Genomic DNA, 20,698 nt, shown 5'->3' on the forward strand with positions numbered 1-20,698 from the left:
ACTTGCATGTGTTAAGCACGCCGCCAGCGTTCATCCTGAGCCAGGATCAAACTCTCCATCAAAAAATTAATAGAGAAACAACAACCTCGATAACTGGTCCAACCCCGCCGGAAAACGGAGCCTCACAGGACCAGAAAACAAAAAGCTGTTGCATAATCCATGGCTAATGTCGCAGTTATCCATCACGGGGGTGACGGACCTGCAACCATAACCAATGTAAATAATTGGTTTTCAACAAACTTGGCACACTATTGAGTTCTCAAGCTACGACTGCCACCGGCACCATCAGAAGAAACCCTCTGAATCGCTCCGGAGCAACTTTTCAATCTTACCGGAACTGTCTTCCGAATGTCAACTCGGTATTTTCAGTTCCTGTTGGAAAGAAGATCGGACCTGTTGGTCCTGTTTCGCGCTTCAGCTCCGGATAAGTTCCCGTCGCAATGCGGCGCGGATAGTTACTCTAGCACCAGTTTCCGGCGAATGTAAACTCCGCGTAAACCGGCCTAGTTTTCGGCCTGGAGCAGCATCGACGGCCGGAAGACCCACCGGCCTTCCCAACGGGAAAACAGCCCAAGTGCCTCGGTCAACATCGCTGCCCGGAAGAACACCGAGTCCACCGCTCTGCTGTCGGCGTCAGATCCTCGATAGCCTTTCAGGAACTCCGCGGAGAACTCCTCGTACCACTGCCCAAAGTTGACCGGTTTCGGCGTCTCCTCAGAACGTTCGTCGCGTTGCGCATCCTCACGATCCGACTGGTTACTGCTGGGGTCCGACTTAGGATCCTTAGGAGTTGGCGTCTCACTGGCCACCTCCATCACAGTGTTGGCCAGCGACATCAACGTCGTCGTCACATCGCGGAACCCCGCGGCGTGCTCCACAAATCCACCAGCTTCACTGACGACCCAGTTACCGTCGCCCAGTTGATGGAATTGGGACAGACTGAGTCCGCCGTGAATCCGCTGGAGAGTGAGAGGCTCGTCAGCATCCCGAAGCTGCATGCTCATCAGATCGATGACTTCATTGAGATCTGCGGCTTCATCTTCATCGAACTCCTGGCGCACCGTGCGCCATTGGTCAAGAAGCTCCTGTTGCGCATCGGCCGCAGAGGACTTCAACTGGTCTGCGGTCTGGGGGTACGCGCCGAAAGAGCCCGCTAAGTCTGCATGGAAATTTCCGAGCAGCTCACCGAGATGCCGTGCCACTTCGGCGAATGAGTTGCCGGCCTTCAACGCTTCACGGGCCAAGGTCAACGCCTCAGGAGCTTCGGCACCAGCTTCCCTGATGACAACCAGATCCCCCGTGACCCACTCTGCGCTGCTCCAGTCGCCGCCAGGCGGCCGTTCCTCCCAGGCACCCGTGACCATACCGAGCACGCGGGATACCGCTGTCGAGTGAGCCGCTGTGAGAGTGTGGACAGTCTCCAGGAGCAGGCCCCGCCGCGCGGCAGGCCGTCGAGGGAAATCTAGGGTGACTTTCTGCTGCCAATCCTGCTCATCGGCGTCGCTCGGCTGCACCAGGGTCCGAGTGCTGTGCGGCAGGATTGGTTCCGCGGGTTGTCTGCGCAAGTCCAATGTGAAGACGTCGCGCTCAGCAAATTCTGCATAGGCGTGTCCTCTCGAGCGACCATTTCGGCTGCCTTGTTGCCGCCTCGCCATCTCCAGAACAGCGGCCAAGAAGGCACGGTCTCGGGCACCGTCGTAGACCCACCACTCGTTGCCGTCCTGGGCAGCGAGTTTGCCGATGAAAGCGGCCTTGCCTGCCAGAGCAGAAGGCCGGGATCGCAAGGCGATCGGCACGGAGATAGCGGTCGGAAGACCCCCGGGCGTCTCGGTGTTGGCGACCTCGAAGAGATGCAGCTCGAGAAACAGCTGCGAGTCGGCGTCACCTTCTGGAGTGGGAAGACGCAGCCCACCGATTCGAGTCAGACCACGGCGACCCCGCGGCGCAGGAAACCACGATTGGTGCGGCAGCCAGTTAGCCAGGATGTCTAAGAACCCAGGCTGTTCTTCTCCACGAATCCGGGACCTCTGGGTCACTGCCGACGAACCCCCTGACGGAGCGTGGAAACCTCGTAGAGACTGATCCCAACAGCCATAGAGGCATTGAGCGACTCGGTACTCGCGGCGATCGGAATCGACACGATCGCGTCGCATGTCTCCCGGACCAGCCGGGAAAGGCCACGACCTTCGGAACCGACCACGACCATCAACGGTTGGTCCGCAAGGTTCAGATTCGGCAGGTCGGTGTCGCCGTCGCCGTCGAGCCCAGCCACAAAGTAGCCCTGTTCCTGAGCATCTTTGAGCGTCTGGGTCAGGTTCTTGGCCTTGGCCACGGGGATGCGCGCCGCTGCACCAGCTGACGTTTTCCACACTGTGGCTGTGACCGCCGCACTGCGCCTTTCAGGAATGACGACGCCGTGTGCTCCGAAAGCAGCCGAGGCCCGGAGTATGGCTCCCAAGTTGCGGGGGTCGGTGATGGAGTCACAGGCCACCAGAAGGGGTGGGTGAGGGATATGACCTTTGGCTGCGGATTCGATTAGATCTGCAGTCATCTCGATCGCGTCAGCGTAGTCGTAGGGCTCCAGAACAAGGGCGATCCCTTGATGAACCGCGTCACCGGTGCTGGTGTCGAGTTGCCTTCTGCTGACTTCCTTGACCTGGATTCCTTGCGCAGCACAGTGTTCAAGAGACTCTCGGACTCGCCCATCGGTTTCAATATCCCGGGCGATGAGCAGCTGCTTGGCGGGGACATGCTCGGCCAACGCCTCGACCACGGAGTTCCGTCCAGCGACTACATCGTCAGCGCCGTATCCGGAACCGGAGGTGCGGGGTCTGCCCTGAGGCCGCTTGGAAGCGGCGCGTTCGGCCAGCTGCTTCTGACGGTGCGCCTTGTGGTAGACGCGGTCCTCTGCCTTGGGCGTCGGTCCTTTGCCTTCGAGGCGACGTTTACCCTGACCGCCAGTGCCTTTGGTCGGGCCTTTGCGTTCTTTCCGCACTGCGGAGCTCTTGGGTCGAGAGTCTTTCGGCATGGTCACACTCCACTCTTTACTGACCATTGTGCGCCCTGCGCGGTGTCTTCGATATGAACACCCACAGAAGCTAGTTGGTCTCTGATGGCATCTGCTCGGGCGAAGTCCTTCGATGCCTTCGCTTCAGCCCGGCTGCTCAGCATAGTCTCCACGAGTTTCCCCAGGGCTGCATCGGCAGGTCCGTCTGAATTTTGGGGCTCAGGTACCTCACTGATGCCCAGGACGTGGAGCATCTCCACTGTTTCACGGGCACGCAACTGCCCCGTGGTGGCGTCGCCGGCGTCCAAAGCTGTGTTGCCTGCGCGAACCGTCTCATGCAGCACAGCTAGGGCCGCTGGCACGTTGAGGTCATCATCCATTGCGGCACGAAATGCCGTTGGGAGGTCTGCGGTGCCTGGCTGGTTGGCTTTCTGGGGCAGTGCGCGATCGATGAAGTGCTCAATACGCGCCAGAGCAGTTTCAGCTTCCTGAAGTGAACCCGGTTTGTATACCAGCTGCGATCGGTAGTGCGCCTGGCCTAGGAAATAGCGCACGGCTTTGGGACGGGCGGCCGCGAGCATTTCGCCCGGGGAGATGGTGTTGCCCAAGGATTTGGACATCTTCTCCCCTTCGAAGGTCACCATCCCGTTATGCAACCAGAACCTTGCGAAACCGTGGCCAGCTGCAGCGGACTGGGCCAGCTCGTTCTCATGGTGGGGGAACCGCAGATCCAGCCCTCCGCCGTGGATGTCGAAGGTCTCTCCGAGGTACTTGGTGGACATCGCCGAGCACTCCACGTGCCAACCGGGACGGCCTCGGCCCCAGGGCGAATCCCAGGCGGCGGTCTCCGGCTCTCCAGGTTTGTGGCCCTTCCAGAGCGCAAAGTCACGAGGATCGCGTTTACCCCGCGGGTCAGCATCTGGGGCATCCTGCATATCCTCCAGGTTCTGCCGCGTCAGCTCACCGTAGGCCGACCAGGAACGGACGTCGAAGTAGACATCTCCAGAAGCGTCCGGGGCCGGGTAGGCGTGGCCGGCGTCGATCAGCCGCTGGATGAGGGCATGCATTTCGGTGATGTGGCCTGTGGCACGTGGCTCATAGCTAGGACGGCGGACACCTAGGGCGTCGTAGGCATGGTGGAATGCCTGCTCGAACCTGTAGGCCAGGGCGAACCAGGCTTCTTGGGCGGGATAGTCGACATCGGGCGTGAAGTCATCGGCATAGGAGGCAGCTGACTTCTCCAGGATCTTGTCGTCAATATCGGTGACGTTGCGGACGCTGAGGACATCGTAGCCCGATGCCTCGAGCCACCGGATCAGAATGTCAAACGCGACAGCTGACCGGATGTGACCGACATGTGGATTTCCTTGAACAGTCGCACCACAGTAGTAGAGGGACACCTTGCCCGGTTCCTGGGGCTGGAAGTCGCGCACTTGCGCAGTTTTGGTGTCGTAAAGTCTCAGGGCCACGGGCCATACCTTACCGGCTTCCGGCAAGAAAGCCGCTGTGATCAGTACAGGACGGCAGTTGCAGTAGCCATGATGCCTTCGCCCCTGCCGGTGAAGCCCAGCCCGTCAGAGGTGGTGGCCGAGACGGCTACGGGCGCGGACGCCGCATCGCTGAGGACGTTTTCGGCCTCCTGCCTGCGGGATGCGAATTTGGGACGGTTGCCGATGAATTGAACGGTGACACTGCCGATTCGGAATCCAGCGTCCCGAACAATTCGGGCAGCTTCCGCGAGCAGGACGACGCCGCTTGCTCCCTTGTACTGGGCTCGGCTTGTGCCGATGGTGTCGGCACCGAAGTGGGTGCCCAGATCCCCCAGACCTGCAGCGGAGAACAGTGCAGCGCATGCCGCGTGAGCTACCGGGTCAGCGTCGGAATGACCGGCCAGGCCGCGTTCACCTGGCCAGTGGAGCCCGGCGAGCCAGAGTTCTGTGGGCTCTTCCACCGGTGCGAAGGCGTGAACATCGTGTCCGATTCCTACCCTGGGGACCGCTAGTTGCGGTACTACTGCTTCTTCATCCGGGGCTGGGCTCGGAGTCGGGGTAAGCGACCGCTCGTGGCCGGATGCAGCGTCGCGGCTCTCGTCATATTCGGCGATCAGGGCACGGACCGTGGTGAGGTCGATACTGGTGGTGATCTTCAGCGCATGGGGGTGCCCTTCGACTACGGTGACCGTCTCACCGAGGTCTTCGACGATCATGGCCTCATCGGTGAGCACCGCGGCTTCTGCTTCAGAGAGCCCTTCTATATGGGCGAAGGCCCGTTGCAGCAGTTCGAGGGTGAAGCCCTGAGGCGTCTGAACGGCGCGGAGGTCCTGGCGCGGAACTGTCTGCGCGACACGTTCTGATGCGTCGACGCGTTTGATCGTATCGGTGACTGGCAGGGCAGGTATAACGCTCACTGCTCCGGAGTCCAGGGCATCCAGCACACGGCTGAAGACAGAGGTGGGTGTCAGCGCACGGGCGGCGTCGTGTATCAGCACGTGAACAGCGCCAGCCCAGGATTGTTGCTCAGCATGGTGCTGGACAGCTCGGACCCCGGAACCGACTGACTCCGTGCGTGTATCGCCTCCGGAGACGGTGAGGACGGCCCGACTGCGCTGACCGAGGTTATGGCCGTTGGGGGCCAGTTGGTGCGGGGAATGCGCATCTTGTGGCAGCACGAGCACAATTAAGTCCACGTCCAGGTCCTCGGTGACGGCGTCCAGGGCGTGGTCCAGGACGGTCCGGTCAGTGATCTTGACTGCCGCTTTGGGCATCCCGTGACCAAGACGCGTGCCTGATCCAGCCGCCACAATGACTAACGCCCGGTGACGATCCGTGCTTGAGGGCACAGTGTCATCCAGGCGTTGAGTCATATATGGAATTCTAAGTGGTCTGCAGCAAATGCCTACGCAGAAGCAGGGGCTGCGTCGCGGAGGACGTCGTCGAGCATGTTCTCAGCGTCTTCCTCTTCGAGCTCCTTGGCCAGACGGAGCTCGGAGACCAAAATACGGCGAGCCTGTGAGAGCATGCGCTTCTCACCGGCGGAAAGACCGCGATCATTTTCACGCCGCCAGAGGTCACGCACTACCTCAGCCAATTTGTGGATGGAGCCGGAGGCCAGCTTCTCCACATTAGCTTTGTATCGGCGCGACCAGTTGGTCGGCTCTTCAGTGTGCTCAGCCTTAAGCAGGCCGAATACTTTCTGCAGTCCTTCTTCATCCACCACGTCACGTACGCCGACCAAGTCGACGTTGTCCGCAGGGACCTTAATGGTTAGATCACCCTCGGAGACCCGCAAGGTCAGGTAAGTCTTTTCCTCACCCTTGAAAGTTCGCATCTCCACCTCTTCAATGGTGGCTGCACCGTGGTGCGGGTAAACGACTGTCTCGCCGACTTCAAAATTCATGTAATTATTCCCCTTTCCCGCAGATCAGTTTATCACGCCAGGGGAATCATCGGCGTGTCGCTGGACCGCATGCCACAGTCAGCATTAGGGTTCGCCGCGCAATATTTCTTCTACACAAAGTAGAACTTTCTGGAGATCGAGTAGTCTGGTGTTATCGGTTCGCGCATCAATCGTTTGAAGGAGTTTCCGCGGTGAAGTACCCCTCCCCGGCTCGTCGTGCAGCTGCGGCAGCTGTCCTCATCGGCGCCCTCAGTGCTACAGGCTGTTCAGCCATCAACTACCAGGCGACGACGCACGTCTACTCCGGATCCGACGGAACCATGTTCGACACAGAGGACGTGGCGCTGCGGCATATGGCCCTCGTCGCCGGAGAAGAGAACGGGCCGGCCCGACTTCTCGGACTGGCCTCGCACACCAATCCTGCAGCAGAGGGACCAGCGCAGGTGTCGATCGAGGTAGCTGGCGATACCTTTGACCTGGATCTTGAGCCCGGCGAAGCGATCAACCTTGAGCATGATGAAGAGCTCATTGTCTCGGCCATCGATGCAGGCCCCGGATCACTTCAAGAAGTCACTGTGAGCGTGGACGGTACAGAGGAGTCCTTCAATGCCACGGTGATGGACGGAACCCTGGAGGAATACCGCGACCTGTTGCCAGATGGCTTTGATGCCAGCGTATTGGACCATCTTGAGCACGGTCCCGATACATGGGGCAGTGGCGCTGCGCACCACGATCCCGACGACGACAGCCACTAATACTGCACTCTTCAACCTGGCCAGATGCCCCCTCCTGCCATAAGGAGGGGGCTTTTTTGTGCCCGGAGGATCCCGTCGTCAGTACCTATGTTTCGTAACGCGCGTCACAAGTGGACTTAGATGCCCAGATGTGGTGTGATTTTGTCGTCTGTGTGAGACGTAACACATTTGCGTCACGCTTGGGCTGTACACCTTCACTACGGATCGTCGGGCACGTACCTGCCCGTGAAAGGGAACCATCATGGCTTCTGTGACCTATGACCAATCGAGCCGCATTTATACGCCTGGCGCGCGGCCTGCTATCAATCAGCTCAACTTGGAGGTCGCCGACGGCGAGTTCCTGGTATTAGTCGGCCCATCGGGTTGCGGCAAGTCCACCGCTCTTCGAATGCTCGCCGGACTTGAGGAAGTCAACGAAGGCCGCATCCTCATTGGTGGCGAAGATGTCTCACACGTCTCCCCTAAGGACCGCGACATCGCGATGGTCTTCCAGAACTACGCGCTCTACCCACACATGTCGGTCGCCGAGAATATGGGCTTCGCCCTGAAGATCGCCGGTGTTTCCAAGGACGAGCGTGCTAAACGAGTGCAGGACGCCGCGAAGATTCTGGACCTCGAAGCGTATCTGGATCGTAAACCCAAGGCTCTGTCCGGTGGTCAGCGTCAGCGTGTGGCGATGGGCCGCGCGATTGTGCGAAGCCCCAAGGTCTTTCTTATGGATGAGCCGCTGTCGAACCTGGATGCCAAACTGCGTGTACAGACCCGTACGCAGATCGCCGCCCTGACTCGCGAGCTGAAGACCACCACGGTGTACGTCACGCACGACCAGGTCGAGGCCATGACCATGGGCGACCGCGTCTGCGTGCTGAAAGACGGAGTTCTTCAGCAGGTCGACAGTCCCCGCAATCTCTACGACACTCCGGCCAACGTGTTCGTCGCAGGCTTCATCGGATCTCCTGCCATGAGTCTGTTCAAGACCAAGGTAGAGGGCGGCCAGCTTTTGGTGGGCAACGAGCGCATCACCGTGCCAGGTGCCGACCTTGCCGGCAAGTCTGAAGTGATCATGGGCATCCGCCCCGAGGATATGAATGTCTCAGACGACAACTCCGGCATGGCCATGGTTGTCGATGTGCTCGAGGAACTGGGTGCAGACGCATACATCTACGGCACTCCGCAGGATATTCACACCTTCCAGCCCTTGATTGTGCGCGTGAGCGGTCGGCGGCCTCCCAACAAGGGTGAGCACGTCTACATCAAGCCCTCACCTGACTACGTGCACCTCTTCGACGTGGAGACCGGGCTGCGCCTCAACGGAGCAATTCCTGAGAACACTCCCCACGCAACCCTCGACGACGTCGAAGCACTGGCCGGCTCCGAGGAGTAGATTCCCAACGCCAAGAGCGGCGTCATGACTTAAAATCTCACAACAGCTGATTAAGGCGACGGAAAGCGGTGATTTTCACCCTTTCCGTCGCCTTTTGCCGTATTCACACTGCACATGATGCCTCTATACAGGAAACGTCCAGCAGTGATCTCCTAGTGTTGAGACATGGCTAGAAATGCATTGTCAATTGTCATTACCATTTTGCTCACAATTGTCTTCATTTGGCTTGCATGGTGGTTGCTTACTGAAATCATCAGCATCGTGGGCAGCGTGATCCTCTCGATCCTCATCGTGGTGGTCGCACTGTTCGTCGTTCGGGGCATCACACGAGCCGCACCTTAGCGGCACAGCCTTTACCGACCTGTAGCACCCAACACACAAGGAGTATCAATTATGCGCGGTGGCGGAATTTACATCGGCGGCGGTCTTTTGACCATTATTGCGATCATCATCATTTTGGTGTGGATCCTCTGATCCGATAGCAAAAGCGCTGGGGAAGCCTGTACGACTGAGTCGTGCAGGCTTCCTGGCGTTTAAGAGGCCTCGATCAGCTCTCTCAACAAAGCTCTCGCCCCTCGAGAGCGCAGTGTAGCTAGTGCTGTGACATAAGGTTCCGTGAAGGCCGGAAAGTCAGCGAGGTCCCCGAACAGATCAGCCTGCCGGAGGAAGGCCAACTCATCGTGCTCATGTTCGGACGCAGCCTGCATCACCTGCTCCCGCAGTCGATCAACCACCGGCCACTGCTCCTGATTCTCTCCGACTCCCTCTGCGTAGCGCGCCCAGGACGCCACGATTGCGGCTGAAGCACTCACGTCACGCCCAGCTTCAAGGTTTTCCCGGATCACCGGCACTAACCACGTGGGAATGCGGTCGGAAGACTCTGCAGCCAATCGCGCCAATGTGTCGCGTACATGTTCATTGCCAAACCGGGACATCAGCTGTTGCTTGTACTCGCCGAGGTCGATCCCCGGCACGAACGGGAGCGTAGGCGTACCTTCTCGGTCCATGTACAAGTGACGCGTAAAGTGCGTCAAGTCAGGGTCTTGAACAGCCTCATGGGCGTACGTGTGACCCAGCAGCAGGCCAAAGTACGCCATCGCTTGGTGACTGCAGTTCAGGAGTCGCAGTTTCATAAGTTCGTAGGGTTCGACATCCTCCACCATTTGGGCACCGGCCTGCTCGAAGGGCGGCCTCCCTGAAGAGAAATCGTCTTCGATCACCCACTGCAGAAAGTCCTCGCTCACCACTGGCCAGGCATCGTCGATCCCGTACTCGCTGCGGACCATGTCTCGGTCCGCGTCTGATGTCGTGGGGGTGATTCTGTCGACCATCGTGTTGGGGAACCTGACGTGCCGCCCGATCCATTCGGCAATGGGTGCCCCGGCCGCCAGTTGGTCCCTGCGCTCTGCGTAGGCGACGATCATGCGCTTGGCGAGGTCGCCATTGCCCCGCACGTTGTCGCAGGAGAGAACTGTAAAGGGCGGCAGGCCGCTGGCGCGGCGTCTTTGTAGCGCCTCCACGACATAGCCGAACATCGTTTGAGGAACGGCGCCTGCATTGAAGTCAGCCGAAATATCCGCCGCGATGGCCGGTGTTGCGTGCTGAAACTCTCCGGTGGCGGAGTTGTAGTTGTAACCGCCCTCTGTGACGGTGAGGGACACAATCCGCACGCTGGGATCGCACAGCCTCTCCAACACTGCAGCAGGATTATCCGGCGCATACACATACTCGGCCAGCGAACCGATCACACGGGCATCACGACTGCCGTCCGGCGCCTTGGCGACGAGTGTGTAGAGCCCGTCCTGGGGATTGAGCGCGTCACGCATGGCAGTGTCACCGGGCATGAGGCCCACTCCACAGATGGCCCATTCCGTAGGGTGGCCGGCACAGAAGAGGCGATCCAGATAGAGCGCCTGGTGCGCCCGATGAAATCCGCCCACTCCAAAGTGCACGATCCCGACGCGCCGCCCCTCGAGAGAGTACGTGGGGAGCTGCAGTCCAGGAACGTCGATCTGAGAAAGGGTTTCGCGGCTGAGGGTGATCATTACCACATAGTAGCAACCTGGCGACACATGAGCTTCTGTAAGCGCTCAAATGAGCGCTCTAGCCCTTCAGTCAAGGGCCGCGCTGACCCGAAGCTCAAGATCTTCAGAGAGCACCAGATCATCCACGAAACCGGCACGTGCGGCTGCAATCACTGCCTCTGGGTGTTCCTGTGCTGGAGCAAGAGCGATGACTCGGGTGCTGCGAAGCTGTTCGGCCCGCACCCCGATCACTCGATTTTCCATGCCTGAACGTGCGATATCGCCATTTGCTGTCACCAGGATTCCCGAACACTCAGCGACCACGCCGGCCTCTACGGCGTCCTGCTGCTCCTGCGGACTGAACCGTGCACGAAGCGTCGAGGCTCCCTCACCCCAGCCCCCAACGGAGACGACTGCTACGTCGAGATCATCGGCGGCCTCCAGTGCTGCTCGAACTTCCGCCATGGCACGCAGGGACGCTGCGACCTCATCGCTGTCCACAATGAGTGGGGTGGGAAGGGGCCACACCTGACCGCCAGCCATAGAACCCAATGCATGCACAAGCCCAGAGGACGCAGAAGCTGACGTTCCGGGCGCAGACAGGGGTCCTACGAGCTGCACGATGTCGACTCGGGGAAGCCCCTGCAAATGATCCGGGAGATGCATCAGGGTGCGTGACCATGCGACCCCCAGCCGCGCACCGTCGTGGAGCTTCTGCTGCAGAAGTTGCGCTGCCTGTCTGGCCAGGGCGGAGCGAAGAGTCTCGCCCGTCCGTGGTGTGACCACTGTTGCGCTGGAAATTCCTAGTCGCGATGCCAGGGCGACTTGGTCCTCTCCCGTATCCAATGGATTGACCACACGGATTTGGACGATTCCCTCGTGCCGGGCTCGCTCAAGGAGTCTTGCCACCTGAAAGCGGGAGATTCCGTGGTCTGCGGCGATCTCGACCTTAGAACGACCCTTCAGGAAATGCTCAGCGGAGACCTCTGCCATGAGCTGTATATCGCTCTTCTGAGACATATTCACCCCCTCATTCTGGACCGAAACCTGCTGTCTCCTTGCTCATTCGAGCCTACTATGACTAGAGTCACATAACAGTTGAGCGTTCTCGACCGCTCATACGAGCAGATTGCATGATTTCGAGAACCGCGGCCGAGTGGCCGCCCAGACCAGGACGGAACAGATATGACCGGAATCTCCGACCGGATCAGTCGACGGAGCCTGCTCACCACAGGCCTTGGTGCCGCCGCCGGCGCAGCCGCTTTCAGCGTGACAAGTTGTGGGAGAACAGGACGCGGTGCTCGCGAGCAGATCGTCGTCGCTATTGTGTCCAACCCGCAGATGCAGGACGCCATGAGCCTGATCAGCGACTTTCACCGTGCACACCCAAACGTGGACGTCCGGTTCGTCTCCCTGCCGGAGAATGAAGCGAGAGCCAAGATCACAGCATCTGTGGCCTCAGGCGGTGGTGAATTCGACGTCGTGATGATCTCCAACTACGAAACACCGATCTGGGCCGAACGCGGGTGGCTCGCTGACCTTGAGCCCTATATCAGCGAGACCTCAGGGTACGACGACGACGATTTCATCCCTACCATTCGCGAAGCGTTGTCATACGACGGGCGCCAGCACGCAGTACCTTTCTACGGTGAGTCCAGTTTCCTGGTCTACCGCGAAGATCTCTTCGCCGACGCCGGCCTTGAGATGCCCGAACAGCCGACCTGGGATCAGATCCGTGAATTCGCCGCAGAACTGCACGACCCGGGGCAGGGCTTCTCTGGAATCGCACTGCGGGGCTTGGCAGGGTGGGGCGAGAATCTTGCTCCGATCAACACTGTCATCAACACCTTCGGCGGGCGGTGGTTTACCCCTGACTGGGAACCCCTGCTGAACTCGACCGAGGTCGTGGATGCGGTCAGCACCTACGTGGACACTGTGCGCACATGGGGACAGCCCGGGGCCGCGACGTCCGGCTATGGCGAATGCATGACGCACTTCAACCAGGGGAACGCCGCCATGTGGTACGACGCTTCTGCCATGGTCTCAGGCATCGAGGACCCCCGCTCTTCGACGGTCGTCGGAAGCACCAATTATGCTCTCGCGCCGGTGATGGAGACCGACTACGCCGGATGGCTCTACGCCTGGAGCCTTGCCGTTCCGGAGACCTCCCAGCACAAACAGGCCGCATGGGACTTCATCACCTGGATGACGCACCCTGACTACTTTCAGCTTGTGGGCAACGAAATCTCCTGGGAGGCCCTTCCTCCCGGTTCACGCCAATCCACATATGAGATCCCGGAGTACGCGGACATCTCAGGCCACTACGCGGAGCCCACCCTGACCTCGATGGAGAACGCCACCCAGGAGAACTCAATGGTGCATGAGGTCCCCTACGACGGACTTCAGTTCGTCGCAATTCCAGAGTTTCAAGACCTCGGCACTCGCGTGGGGCAGCAGCTGTCCGCAGCCATCGCCGGTCAACAGACCGTGCAGGAAGCACTGGAGCAGTCGCAGCGATTCGCTGAGGCCGTTGCCCGGACTTACGGATGGGGGAGCTGATATGACCACGACGACAACCCGCTACGCCGACAACAGATCGACTGAAGAGGTGCAACGGCAGAAAACGGCTGAGCGCGCAGAGGGGTGGCGGCGGCGAGCACCCCTGCTGCCGGCACTGATCTTCGTGATCATCTGCACGCAGATACCTTTTCTTCTGACGATCTGGTATTCACTTCGCTCGAGAAATCTGCTTCGTCCTGAGGGCGAACAGTTCGTCGGGCTGTCCAACTTTTCCGATATTTTCCTCGACTCCACGTTCAGGTCCGCAGCGCTGAACTCAGTGCTCATCACTTTTGGCTGCGTGTTCGTAGCGCTTCTTCTTGGGCTGGGACTGGCGTTGCTGCTGGACCGTCCCTTCGCCGGTCGCGGGGTCGTGCGCACGCTTCTGATCACACCGTTTCTTATCATGCCGGTGGCAGGAGCCATGCTGTGGTCGATCTCCATGTTCAACCCCTCCTACGGGTTAGTGAACTGGATGATCGGGCTGGTCGGGATACCTCCCGTGGATTGGACCTCCCAATACCCTTTGTTCTCGATAGTCGTGGCTTTGGTCTGGCAGTGGACTCCCTTCATGATGCTGCTCCTGCTGGCCGGACTTCAGTCACAGCAGCGCGACGTGCTCGAAGCCGCATCCATGGACGGCGCCAGCACATGGGACACCTTCCGATTCGTCACACTGCCGCATCTGCGGTTCTACATCGAGCTGTCCGTGCTGCTCGGTGTGATCTATGTGGTCAATACCTTCGATCACATCTATCTGATGACAGCAGGAGGACCTGGCACAGCCAGCGCTAACCTTCCCTTCTACATCTACCAACGAGCTTTCCTCGGTTTCGACATTGGCCAGTCAGCGGCTATGGGCGTGGTCACCGTCATTGCCACCATCATCATCTCTCTGTTGGCGCTGCGGCTTATTTTCCGCGGCCTGAACGCGAAGGAGCAGTCATGAACGCCGCAGCCCCATCGGAGACCGCACACACCGCACCGCCTAGCGCAGAGAGCCATGGCACGAAGAAAGATGCCAGGCCAGCGCCCGCAAGACGTCGCAAAGGCAGCCTCCTCACCGCCTTGACCTGGGTGGTGGCGCTGCTGTTCTTCGCTCCAGTGGCGTGGATGGTACTCACGAGCTTCAAGCAAGAGTCGGCAGCCGCGTCGTCGCCCCCAAGCTTTTTCTTCGAACCGACGTTGGACCAGTACCGAAATATCATCAGCTCAGACGCCGGGCCGTACTTCATGAACTCGCTGATCGCCACAGCGGGCTCCACCATCCTGGTGCTGATACTCGCGGTCCCCGCCGCCTACGCACTGAGCATTCGTCCGATCAAGCGAACCCAAGATGCTCTGTTCTTCTTCATTTCAACCAAAATGCTGCCCATCGTGGCCGTCATTATGCCGATATACGTGATCGCCGGGCAGATAAGGATGCTGGACAATATCCTGACCCTCATCATCCTGTACACCGCGATGAACCTACCGATCGCGATCTGGATGATGAGGTCATTCTTCCTCGAAGTCCCAAGCGAAGTCTTGGAGGCTGCTTCGATCGACGGGGCATCACTGCTGGGAACCATGCGACGGGTGCTGATCCCCATGGTGGCTCCCGGCATCGCCGCTACTGCCCTAATCTGCGTGATCTTCGCTTGGAACGAGTTCTTCTTCGCTCTCAACCTCACTGCCGCCAACGCCGCGACGGCGCCGATCTACCTGATGAGCACCATGACATCTGAAGGATTGTTCTTAGCCCAGCTATCCGCAGCCAGCGTCTTAGCATCGCTGCCGGTGGTCCTGGCTGGCTGGTTCGCTCAGAAGCAGCTGGTCCGCGGACTGTCCATGGGTGCCGTCAAGTAAACCACTCACGCAGCATGGCTCAGGCCAGCTGCGGGCTGAACTTGGGAAAGCCGACGAGCCGGCAACCATGCTGCTGCTAGCGCGGCAAGGAAGGTCACACCCCACACGGCGGCTATGCGAAGCCAGGGGATCTGCGCGGTCACAGACCAGTCCTCCTCGGCCGCCAATGTACTGACCCCGGCCCAGCCGAAGAGGATTCCGAGGCCAGAGCCCAAGATAAGAGCGACCGCCGCCAGCAGGAGAGCCTCAACACTTATGGTGGCGCCCAGCGAGCCCCGGGTCATTCCCGACGCCCGCAGCAGCGCACCCTCCCGTCGGCGTTCGAAAACGGAGAGCGACAGGGTATTGCTCACACCCAGCACTGCGACAAGAACACTGGCACCCAGCAGCGCGATCACCACCAACAGCACGGTATCGATGGCCACGGCCATTTCCGCCCGCGAGGCGCCACCATCAAGTCTCAACTCGACGCCGTACTCTCCAACAATTTCGGAATCCAGAGTCCAAATCTCTGAGGAGGAAGCTTTTTCGGCAACCCGGACCATCACCCCAGGATCACCTGAGATCTCCCAGCCATCGGGAATGGCAGTCTCGGGAAGCAGCACCGCATCAGCAGGAGCCCACCATGCCATGTCGACGGTGAAATCGTGTGGTGTATCTGACCCGACGGGACTCAGTGTGAGCGTCCCGGTCTCCGCACCTCCGGAGACCTCAGGCCACACATCGGTACCCACAAATCCCACGGTCCGGCCTTCGGTGAGATCTGCCAGCGGTAGGTGGGCGACGTCGTCGAATGTTTCTGAGTCCATGATCATGGCTGACCAGTCCCTGTTGGATTCCGACTGAACGTGGACCGTCGGGATCTCCTGCACTGTCTGGATCACGTCCCGCTGGCGCAGATCCTCCATCAGATCCTCATCCACAGTCGCCGATAACCCGTCGAGCGGCTGTGACTCTGCAAGCTCCGTCTGCAGCAGCTTCTGAGCTGTGGCAGCACCGACGGTCATGGTCATCACCAATGTGATGCCGACAAGCAGCGCCGCCGATGTAGCAGCAGTGCGGCCTGGCACCCTCCGGGCGTTCTCACCAGCGAGCTTCGTGACAACAGGGGCGACGCCGAGCCGGGAGAGCATAGTGCCCAGCAGCGCGGCGATGCGCGGAAACAGCACCTTGGCAAGAATCAGCACTCCGATGAACCCGACGAACGCGCCCAGCACACCCAGGACGGGAAGGGGCAGCCGCGTGACGGGATCGGTGTTGAATACTTGGTAGACCTCCGCGGCCTGATCGGATGAAGGATCAGTGACGGCCGAATGGACCACCGCGCCGAGGCCCACGATGGTGATGATGGAACCGAGGATGACGCGTCTGCGCGAGGAACCACGTTCGGGCTCTTCGACGTCAGCCGGCCGTAAGGCCGCCATCGGCGAGACGCGCCCAGCCTTCAATGCCGGCAGAAGCGCTGATCCGGCTGACATCAGCACGCCGAGTCCCAGAGCGATGCCTACTGCCAGCGGTATCAGAAGCACAGGGGGAATCTCCCGAACGCTGTCATTCACCTGGTTCAGCAGCAGCACAGCCCCCTGGGCGATGCCCCAGCCGACCATGAGTCCCGCAGCACCACCGAGCAGACCCAGCACAGCGCCTTCGGCCAGGGTGGCCCGCCTGAGCTGAGCAGCCGTTCCTCCGACTGCGCGGATAAGCGCCATAGTGCGCAGTCGGGAGGCCACAATGACCTGGAAAGTATTGGCGATCACCAAAGCCGAGACGAAGACTGCAATCCCGCCGAAACCGAAGGCGATCCATTGCATGGTCTGAGCATCTCCGGTGCGTTCAGCGATCCACAGTTCCACGACCTGTTCGTGCGTGAGTACCTCTAGGGAGAAGGTGTCCCCTACAAAGTAACTGCCGAGTTCATTCGACTGCCAGGTGCCTGCGGAACCTTCTTCTGCAAGCATCGGCAATTCCCCAGCATCCATGAGGTCCCCAATGACCGTACCGATCTGCTGCTGGACGGCCGATTGGGCCTCCTGGTGACCGTGAAGTGGCTCTGGGAGTTGCACGATGATCTGGTCCGGCCACACATCATCGCTGGCTGCAAGACCCTCCGGAGTGAGCCAGCCGCTGTGCTGGCCCTGGTCGGTGGTGATTCCAGTGACGGTGAAGCTGGCTTCTTCACCAATGGTCTCGATAGTGCCGTCCTCATGCTCCTCGGCGGCAGCCTCTTCCGAATCAAGGAAAGTGTCCCCCACCTGCAGGCCCAGGGAGTCAGCCGATGTGGTGTTCAGCAGAATCTCATCTGCTGCCTGTGGGACCCTGCCGGAAGAGAGCTCGGGCTCGTGCAGCGAGCTGAGCGTGCGGACCTCCACTCCGGTGAAGTAGTTGCCTCCTTCAACCCGGTGGTAGAGGTAGGTACTGCGGATGGCTTCGGCTTTCGCCACCTCTGGCAGCGCTTCGATCCCCTCCGCAAGGGCGGTGTCTCCATGGCGAGAGCCGTCGGCTGTTTCCGCGCCTTCTTCCACGTCGAACAGCGGCGCGGTGAAGACCACGACATCGGCACCGGCTGCCTCCTGCTCAGCCTCGGCCGTCACCGCCCGCGTCATGGAGTCGACCAGCATGGACCCGGCCACAATGAACGCCACAGAGATCGCGACTGCCGCTGCGGCAGCCCAGAGTCGCTTTCCGGAGGAGCGCAGATTGGCGCGCAGCACCGTCAGGCGTTCGTTGCGACCGCGCACTAGTGGTCGGCGCCGATCATCTTGGCGGCAAGCAGCTGGGCGGTGGGGTGGTTGAGCGTCTCTGAAACACGGCCGTCAGATAGGACCACTGTGCGGTCCGCCTCAGCAGCAGCATTAGCATCATGGGTGACCATCACCACGGTCTGCCCGAACTCGTCCACCGCAGCGCGCAGCAGGGCCAGCACCTCAGCCCCGGTGCGCGAATCCAGGTTCCCAGTTGGCTCATCAGCGAAGATGACCGAAGGTTTGGAGACCAGCGCTCGGGCCACCGCCACCCGCTGCTGCTGTCCACCAGAGAGTTCAAAGGGGCGGTGATCCAACCGGTCCGTCAACCCCAGCCGGTCAATCACCATGTCGTAGTAGTGGCGCTCCGGCTCCGGCCCACCCAGGGAACTCGGCAGCAGAATGTTCTCCCGGGCGGTCATCGCCGGAACCAAGTTATAGGCCTGAAAAACAAAACCGATGTGCTGGCGCCGCACCAGTGTCAGCTCCCGCTCCGACAACCCAGTAAGTTCCACCTGTCGGTCATCCACGGACAGGAGTACGCTGCCTTCATCGGCGCTGTCCAGCCCTGCGAGCACATGGAGCAGTGTTGACTTTCCGGAACCTGAAGGTCCCATGATGGCGGTGTATTGTCCGGCAGGGATCTCCACGCTCAGCCGGCGCAACGGGTGCACAGTCGCCTCTCCTGAGCCGTAGGTCTTGGTGAGGGATTCAGCGCGGAGCGCCGCGCGAGTGGTCATAACTGTCTCCATACCTGTGAGATTACGGAACCGACGACGACGCAGCATCGGCCCATAGACCGAACCTCGCCTCATCCTGCGGTATGAGGTCAGTCGCCGACGATCCCTGACTCGTAGGCGAATACCACTGCCTGAACACGATCCCGGCAACTGAGTTTGGCTAGGACCTGTCCCACATGGGTCTTGACCGTGGCCTCTGAGAGGTAGAGCCGGGCGGCGATCTCAGTGTTGGAGTCACCGGTGGACATTTCTGCAAGGATCTCACGTTCCCGGTTGGTCAAAAGGGCCAGGCGCTTCTGCTGATTACTGGTGGGGGTGCGTCGTCGCCCCTCCCCCAATAGGTTGGAATCGAGCAGGCGACGGGTGGTGGTCGGCGCGACCACCGCGCCCCCGGTGACGACGGTGCGGATGGAGTCCAGAAGGACCTCAGGCTGAACGTCCTTCAGCAGAAATCCCGCCGCTCCGGAGCGCAGGGCCTGCAGAGCGTATTCATCGGTGTCGAACGTGGTCAGGACGATTACCCGGGTTGCCGCCAGCGCTGGGTCCTTGGTGATCGCAGCTGTTGCCTCCAGCCCGTCGAGGACCGGCATGCGAATGTCCATCAGCACCACATCTGGGGCGCTGCCCGCAGCAGAGAGGTTCCGCAGCTGCTCCAAGGCTTGGGCGCCGTCACCTGCCTGCGCGGCGACTGCCATATCGGCTTGGGAGTCGATCACCATGGCGAACCCAGCGCGCAGCAGCGCCTGGTCATCGGCCAGCAACACAGAAATCTGCTCAGGGGCGGCGTTCATCGGTGACTCGCTTCCTGACCGCTGGGCAGCGGTCTCAGGTCTTGTTCTATGGTCAACGTCCCCTCCCCTGGGGTCTGACGCGCTCCAGGGGAAAACGCGCTTCCACCGCAAAGCCGGCCTCCAATGATTCCTCTCCTTTGGGTTTGGCCGTCAGTGTGCCGCCGTAGAGCCTCGCCCGCTCGACCATACCCATCAGACCCGAGCCGGCGCCGTCGTTCTTTGCTGTCGCGCCGCGCCCAGTGTCGCTGATCTCCAGAGTCAATTCTCCCGCCCGGTAGTCGGTGCCCAACCAGATGAACGCCTTCGCGTGGGGGCCTCCGTGCTTGAGCGTATTGGTCAGCGCCTCTTGGGCAATCCGGTAGAGCGCCAGTTCAACACCTTCACTCAGGGGAGGCAGCGTCTGCTCAGCGATGTTGAGCTCAACCTCCAGCCCTGAGGAGCGCACATCGTCCACGAGCCGCGGGATATCTGACACACCGGGTGCCGGCCGTTTCTTCAGGGCTCCCTCCTCTCTGAGCACTCCAAGCATCCGGCGCAGCTCGGTGAGCGCCTCCCGGCCAGTGTCCCCGATCGTTTCGAACGCCTCACCAGCGCGCACAGGGTCCTGGTCGATCACGTACCGGCCACCATCAGCTTGGGCGATCATGACGCCCATTGAGTGGGAGACGACATCGTGGATTTCCCGGGCGATGCGCAACCGTTCAGCATCGGCCGCCAACCGGGCCTCCTGGTCGCGTTCGCGTTGCAGGAGGAGGTTCTTTTCCTCAATGGCTTCCCGTTCACGACGACGCCGCCCCGCCAAATCACCGAACAGCCAGGCACTGAGCACCACAGCAGCGGCGAACCCTGTGATCAACACAGCCAGGGTGAGAGCCACACCCCAGTCACCGCCGGCCGGCTCACCGGTCAATCCACTGGCGGAGGCCACCATCAGAAGCCCAAGCAGCACCGCACCAATGAGGCCGGTCACCAGATAGGTCAGGCTCACCGACCGATTGCCGTATTTTGCGCATGCGTAGACCGCCAAGGGCACAGAGATCGCGGAGTAACCCGGGCCGTACATGGCTAACATTTGGCACAGTGCGGCGAAAGCGATGATCCCAGAGGCCAGCCCTGGTCGTATGCGAGACAGAGCTAGGGGCGCGATCGCCAGGAACTCCAGGACCACCATGGCGGGGAGCAGCACCGAGGTGCCGAGCATCCCCGTGGTGTAGCCAGACGTGGAGCCACCGGAGCTCCCCATCCAGAACAGGGCACTGAGCAACAGCAGCGGGACGACCTTGAAGAGGGTGTCCCCCAGCCAGAGACGGCGCTCGAAGAACCGCACGACCCTTACGTGGACTGGCGGAGCGGCGAGGGGGCGGTCAGGCATGAGCCTAAGTCTAGGGAGCCTATGGTCAAGAAACCTCAGACCACAGGATGACGTCACATCCACGACACGGCGATGCTGGCT

At 60.6% G+C, this 20,698-nt stretch carries 17 protein-coding genes and 1 rRNA gene; 6 read left to right on the forward strand and 12 right to left on the reverse strand.

All coding sequences use genetic code 11. The features are described from left to right. From FEF26_RS09315 to FEF26_RS09340, 6 genes are all read right to left on the reverse strand, one after another. A 16S ribosomal RNA gene (locus tag FEF26_RS09315) occupies positions 1-62 on the reverse strand; the annotation flags it as partial. A 441-nt stretch (positions 63-503) separates the two neighbouring features. After that, positions 504-2,036: a maltokinase N-terminal cap-like domain-containing protein gene (locus tag FEF26_RS09320; protein ID WP_138253266.1), complete on the reverse strand. Its 1,533-nt coding sequence runs from the start codon at positions 2,034-2,036 to the stop codon at positions 504-506. Next, a complete protein-coding gene (rlmB, locus tag FEF26_RS09325) occupies positions 2,033-3,028 on the reverse strand; it encodes a 23S rRNA (guanosine(2251)-2'-O)-methyltransferase RlmB (RefSeq protein ID WP_138253267.1) in 996 nt (331 codons plus the stop codon). Before rlmB ends, FEF26_RS09320 begins: the two co-directional genes overlap by 4 nt. Before the next feature lie 2 nt (positions 3,029-3,030). Then, complete coding sequence (gene cysS / locus FEF26_RS09330; RefSeq protein WP_138253268.1) at positions 3,031-4,476, reverse strand: cysteine--tRNA ligase; 1,446 nt, start codon at positions 4,474-4,476, stop codon at positions 3,031-3,033. Positions 4,477-4,517: 41 nt separating this feature from the next. Further along, on the reverse strand, positions 4,518-5,870 hold the full coding sequence (gene ispD / locus FEF26_RS09335) for a 2-C-methyl-D-erythritol 4-phosphate cytidylyltransferase (protein WP_138253269.1): 1,353 nt from the start codon (positions 5,868-5,870) through the stop codon (positions 4,518-4,520). A 32-nt stretch (positions 5,871-5,902) separates the two neighbouring features. Next, a complete protein-coding gene (locus tag FEF26_RS09340) occupies positions 5,903-6,403 on the reverse strand; it encodes a CarD family transcriptional regulator (protein ID WP_138253270.1) in 501 nt (166 codons plus the stop codon). 191 nt (positions 6,404-6,594) lie between these two features. On the opposite strand from FEF26_RS09340, the gene FEF26_RS09345 reads away from it, so the two are divergent. The 3 genes from FEF26_RS09345 to FEF26_RS15745 all read left to right on the forward strand — a co-directional run bounded on the left by FEF26_RS09345 (position 6,595) and on the right by FEF26_RS15745 (position 8,884). Beyond that, entirely contained in the window at positions 6,595-7,158 is a 564-nt protein-coding gene (locus FEF26_RS09345; protein WP_138253271.1) for a hypothetical protein, read from the forward strand. Positions 7,159-7,399: 241 nt separating this feature from the next. Next, positions 7,400-8,542 carry an ABC transporter ATP-binding protein gene (locus FEF26_RS09350; protein ID WP_138253272.1) on the forward strand — a complete coding sequence of 381 codons (1,143 nt, stop codon included), beginning with the start codon at positions 7,400-7,402 and terminating at the stop codon, positions 8,540-8,542. Between the two features lie 165 nt (positions 8,543-8,707). Beyond that, positions 8,708-8,884, forward strand: coding sequence for a hypothetical protein (locus FEF26_RS15745; protein ID WP_166432987.1), 177 nt, complete (start codon positions 8,708-8,710; stop codon positions 8,882-8,884). A 191-nt stretch (positions 8,885-9,075) separates the two neighbouring features. Here the strand turns inward: FEF26_RS15745 and FEF26_RS09355 are convergent, their stop codons facing one another. Beyond that, entirely contained in the window at positions 9,076-10,587 is a 1,512-nt protein-coding gene (locus tag FEF26_RS09355; RefSeq protein WP_138253273.1) for a mannitol dehydrogenase family protein, read from the reverse strand. 66 nt (positions 10,588-10,653) lie between these two features. Then, positions 10,654-11,586, reverse strand: coding sequence for a sugar-binding transcriptional regulator (locus FEF26_RS09360; RefSeq protein ID WP_138253274.1), 933 nt, complete (start codon positions 11,584-11,586; stop codon positions 10,654-10,656). A 165-nt stretch (positions 11,587-11,751) separates the two neighbouring features. On the opposite strand from FEF26_RS09360, the gene FEF26_RS09365 reads away from it, so the two are divergent. Genes FEF26_RS09365 through FEF26_RS09375 form a run of 3 tightly spaced genes read left to right on the forward strand, consistent with a single transcriptional unit; the run spans position 11,752 to position 14,973 of the window. Beyond that, the gene (locus tag FEF26_RS09365; protein WP_138253275.1) at positions 11,752-13,125 is read left to right on the forward strand and encodes an ABC transporter substrate-binding protein; all 1,374 of its coding nucleotides are present in this window, start codon (positions 11,752-11,754) and stop codon (positions 13,123-13,125) included. A 1-nt stretch (position 13,126) separates the two neighbouring features. Then, the gene (locus FEF26_RS09370; protein ID WP_138253276.1) at positions 13,127-14,074 is read left to right on the forward strand and encodes a carbohydrate ABC transporter permease; all 948 of its coding nucleotides are present in this window, start codon (positions 13,127-13,129) and stop codon (positions 14,072-14,074) included. Next, positions 14,071-14,973: a carbohydrate ABC transporter permease gene (locus FEF26_RS09375; RefSeq protein WP_138253277.1), complete on the forward strand. Its 903-nt coding sequence runs from the start codon at positions 14,071-14,073 to the stop codon at positions 14,971-14,973. Before FEF26_RS09370 ends, FEF26_RS09375 begins: the two co-directional genes overlap by 4 nt. Before the next feature lie 5 nt (positions 14,974-14,978). On the opposite strand, the gene FEF26_RS09380 is transcribed toward FEF26_RS09375, so the two are convergent. The 4 genes from FEF26_RS09380 to FEF26_RS09395 all read right to left on the reverse strand — a co-directional run bounded on the left by FEF26_RS09380 (position 14,979) and on the right by FEF26_RS09395 (position 20,617). Beyond that, positions 14,979-17,711, reverse strand: coding sequence for an ABC transporter permease (locus FEF26_RS09380; RefSeq protein ID WP_138253278.1), 2,733 nt, complete (start codon positions 17,709-17,711; stop codon positions 14,979-14,981). Then, positions 17,711-18,454: an ABC transporter ATP-binding protein gene (locus FEF26_RS09385; protein WP_138253279.1), complete on the reverse strand. Its 744-nt coding sequence runs from the start codon at positions 18,452-18,454 to the stop codon at positions 17,711-17,713. Before FEF26_RS09385 ends, FEF26_RS09380 begins: the two co-directional genes overlap by 1 nt. Positions 18,455-18,543: 89 nt before the next feature. Further along, on the reverse strand, positions 18,544-19,245 hold the full coding sequence (locus FEF26_RS09390; protein WP_138253280.1) for a response regulator: 702 nt from the start codon (positions 19,243-19,245) through the stop codon (positions 18,544-18,546). Positions 19,246-19,297: 52 nt separating this feature from the next. Beyond that, positions 19,298-20,617, reverse strand: coding sequence for a sensor histidine kinase (locus FEF26_RS09395; protein ID WP_138253281.1), 1,320 nt, complete (start codon positions 20,615-20,617; stop codon positions 19,298-19,300). Positions 20,618-20,698: the final 81 nt, after the last annotated feature.

Origin of the sequence: Nesterenkonia salmonea, assembly GCF_005771525.1 — a bacterium.
Lineage (GTDB): Bacteria > Actinomycetota > Actinomycetes > Actinomycetales > Micrococcaceae > Nesterenkonia > Nesterenkonia salmonea.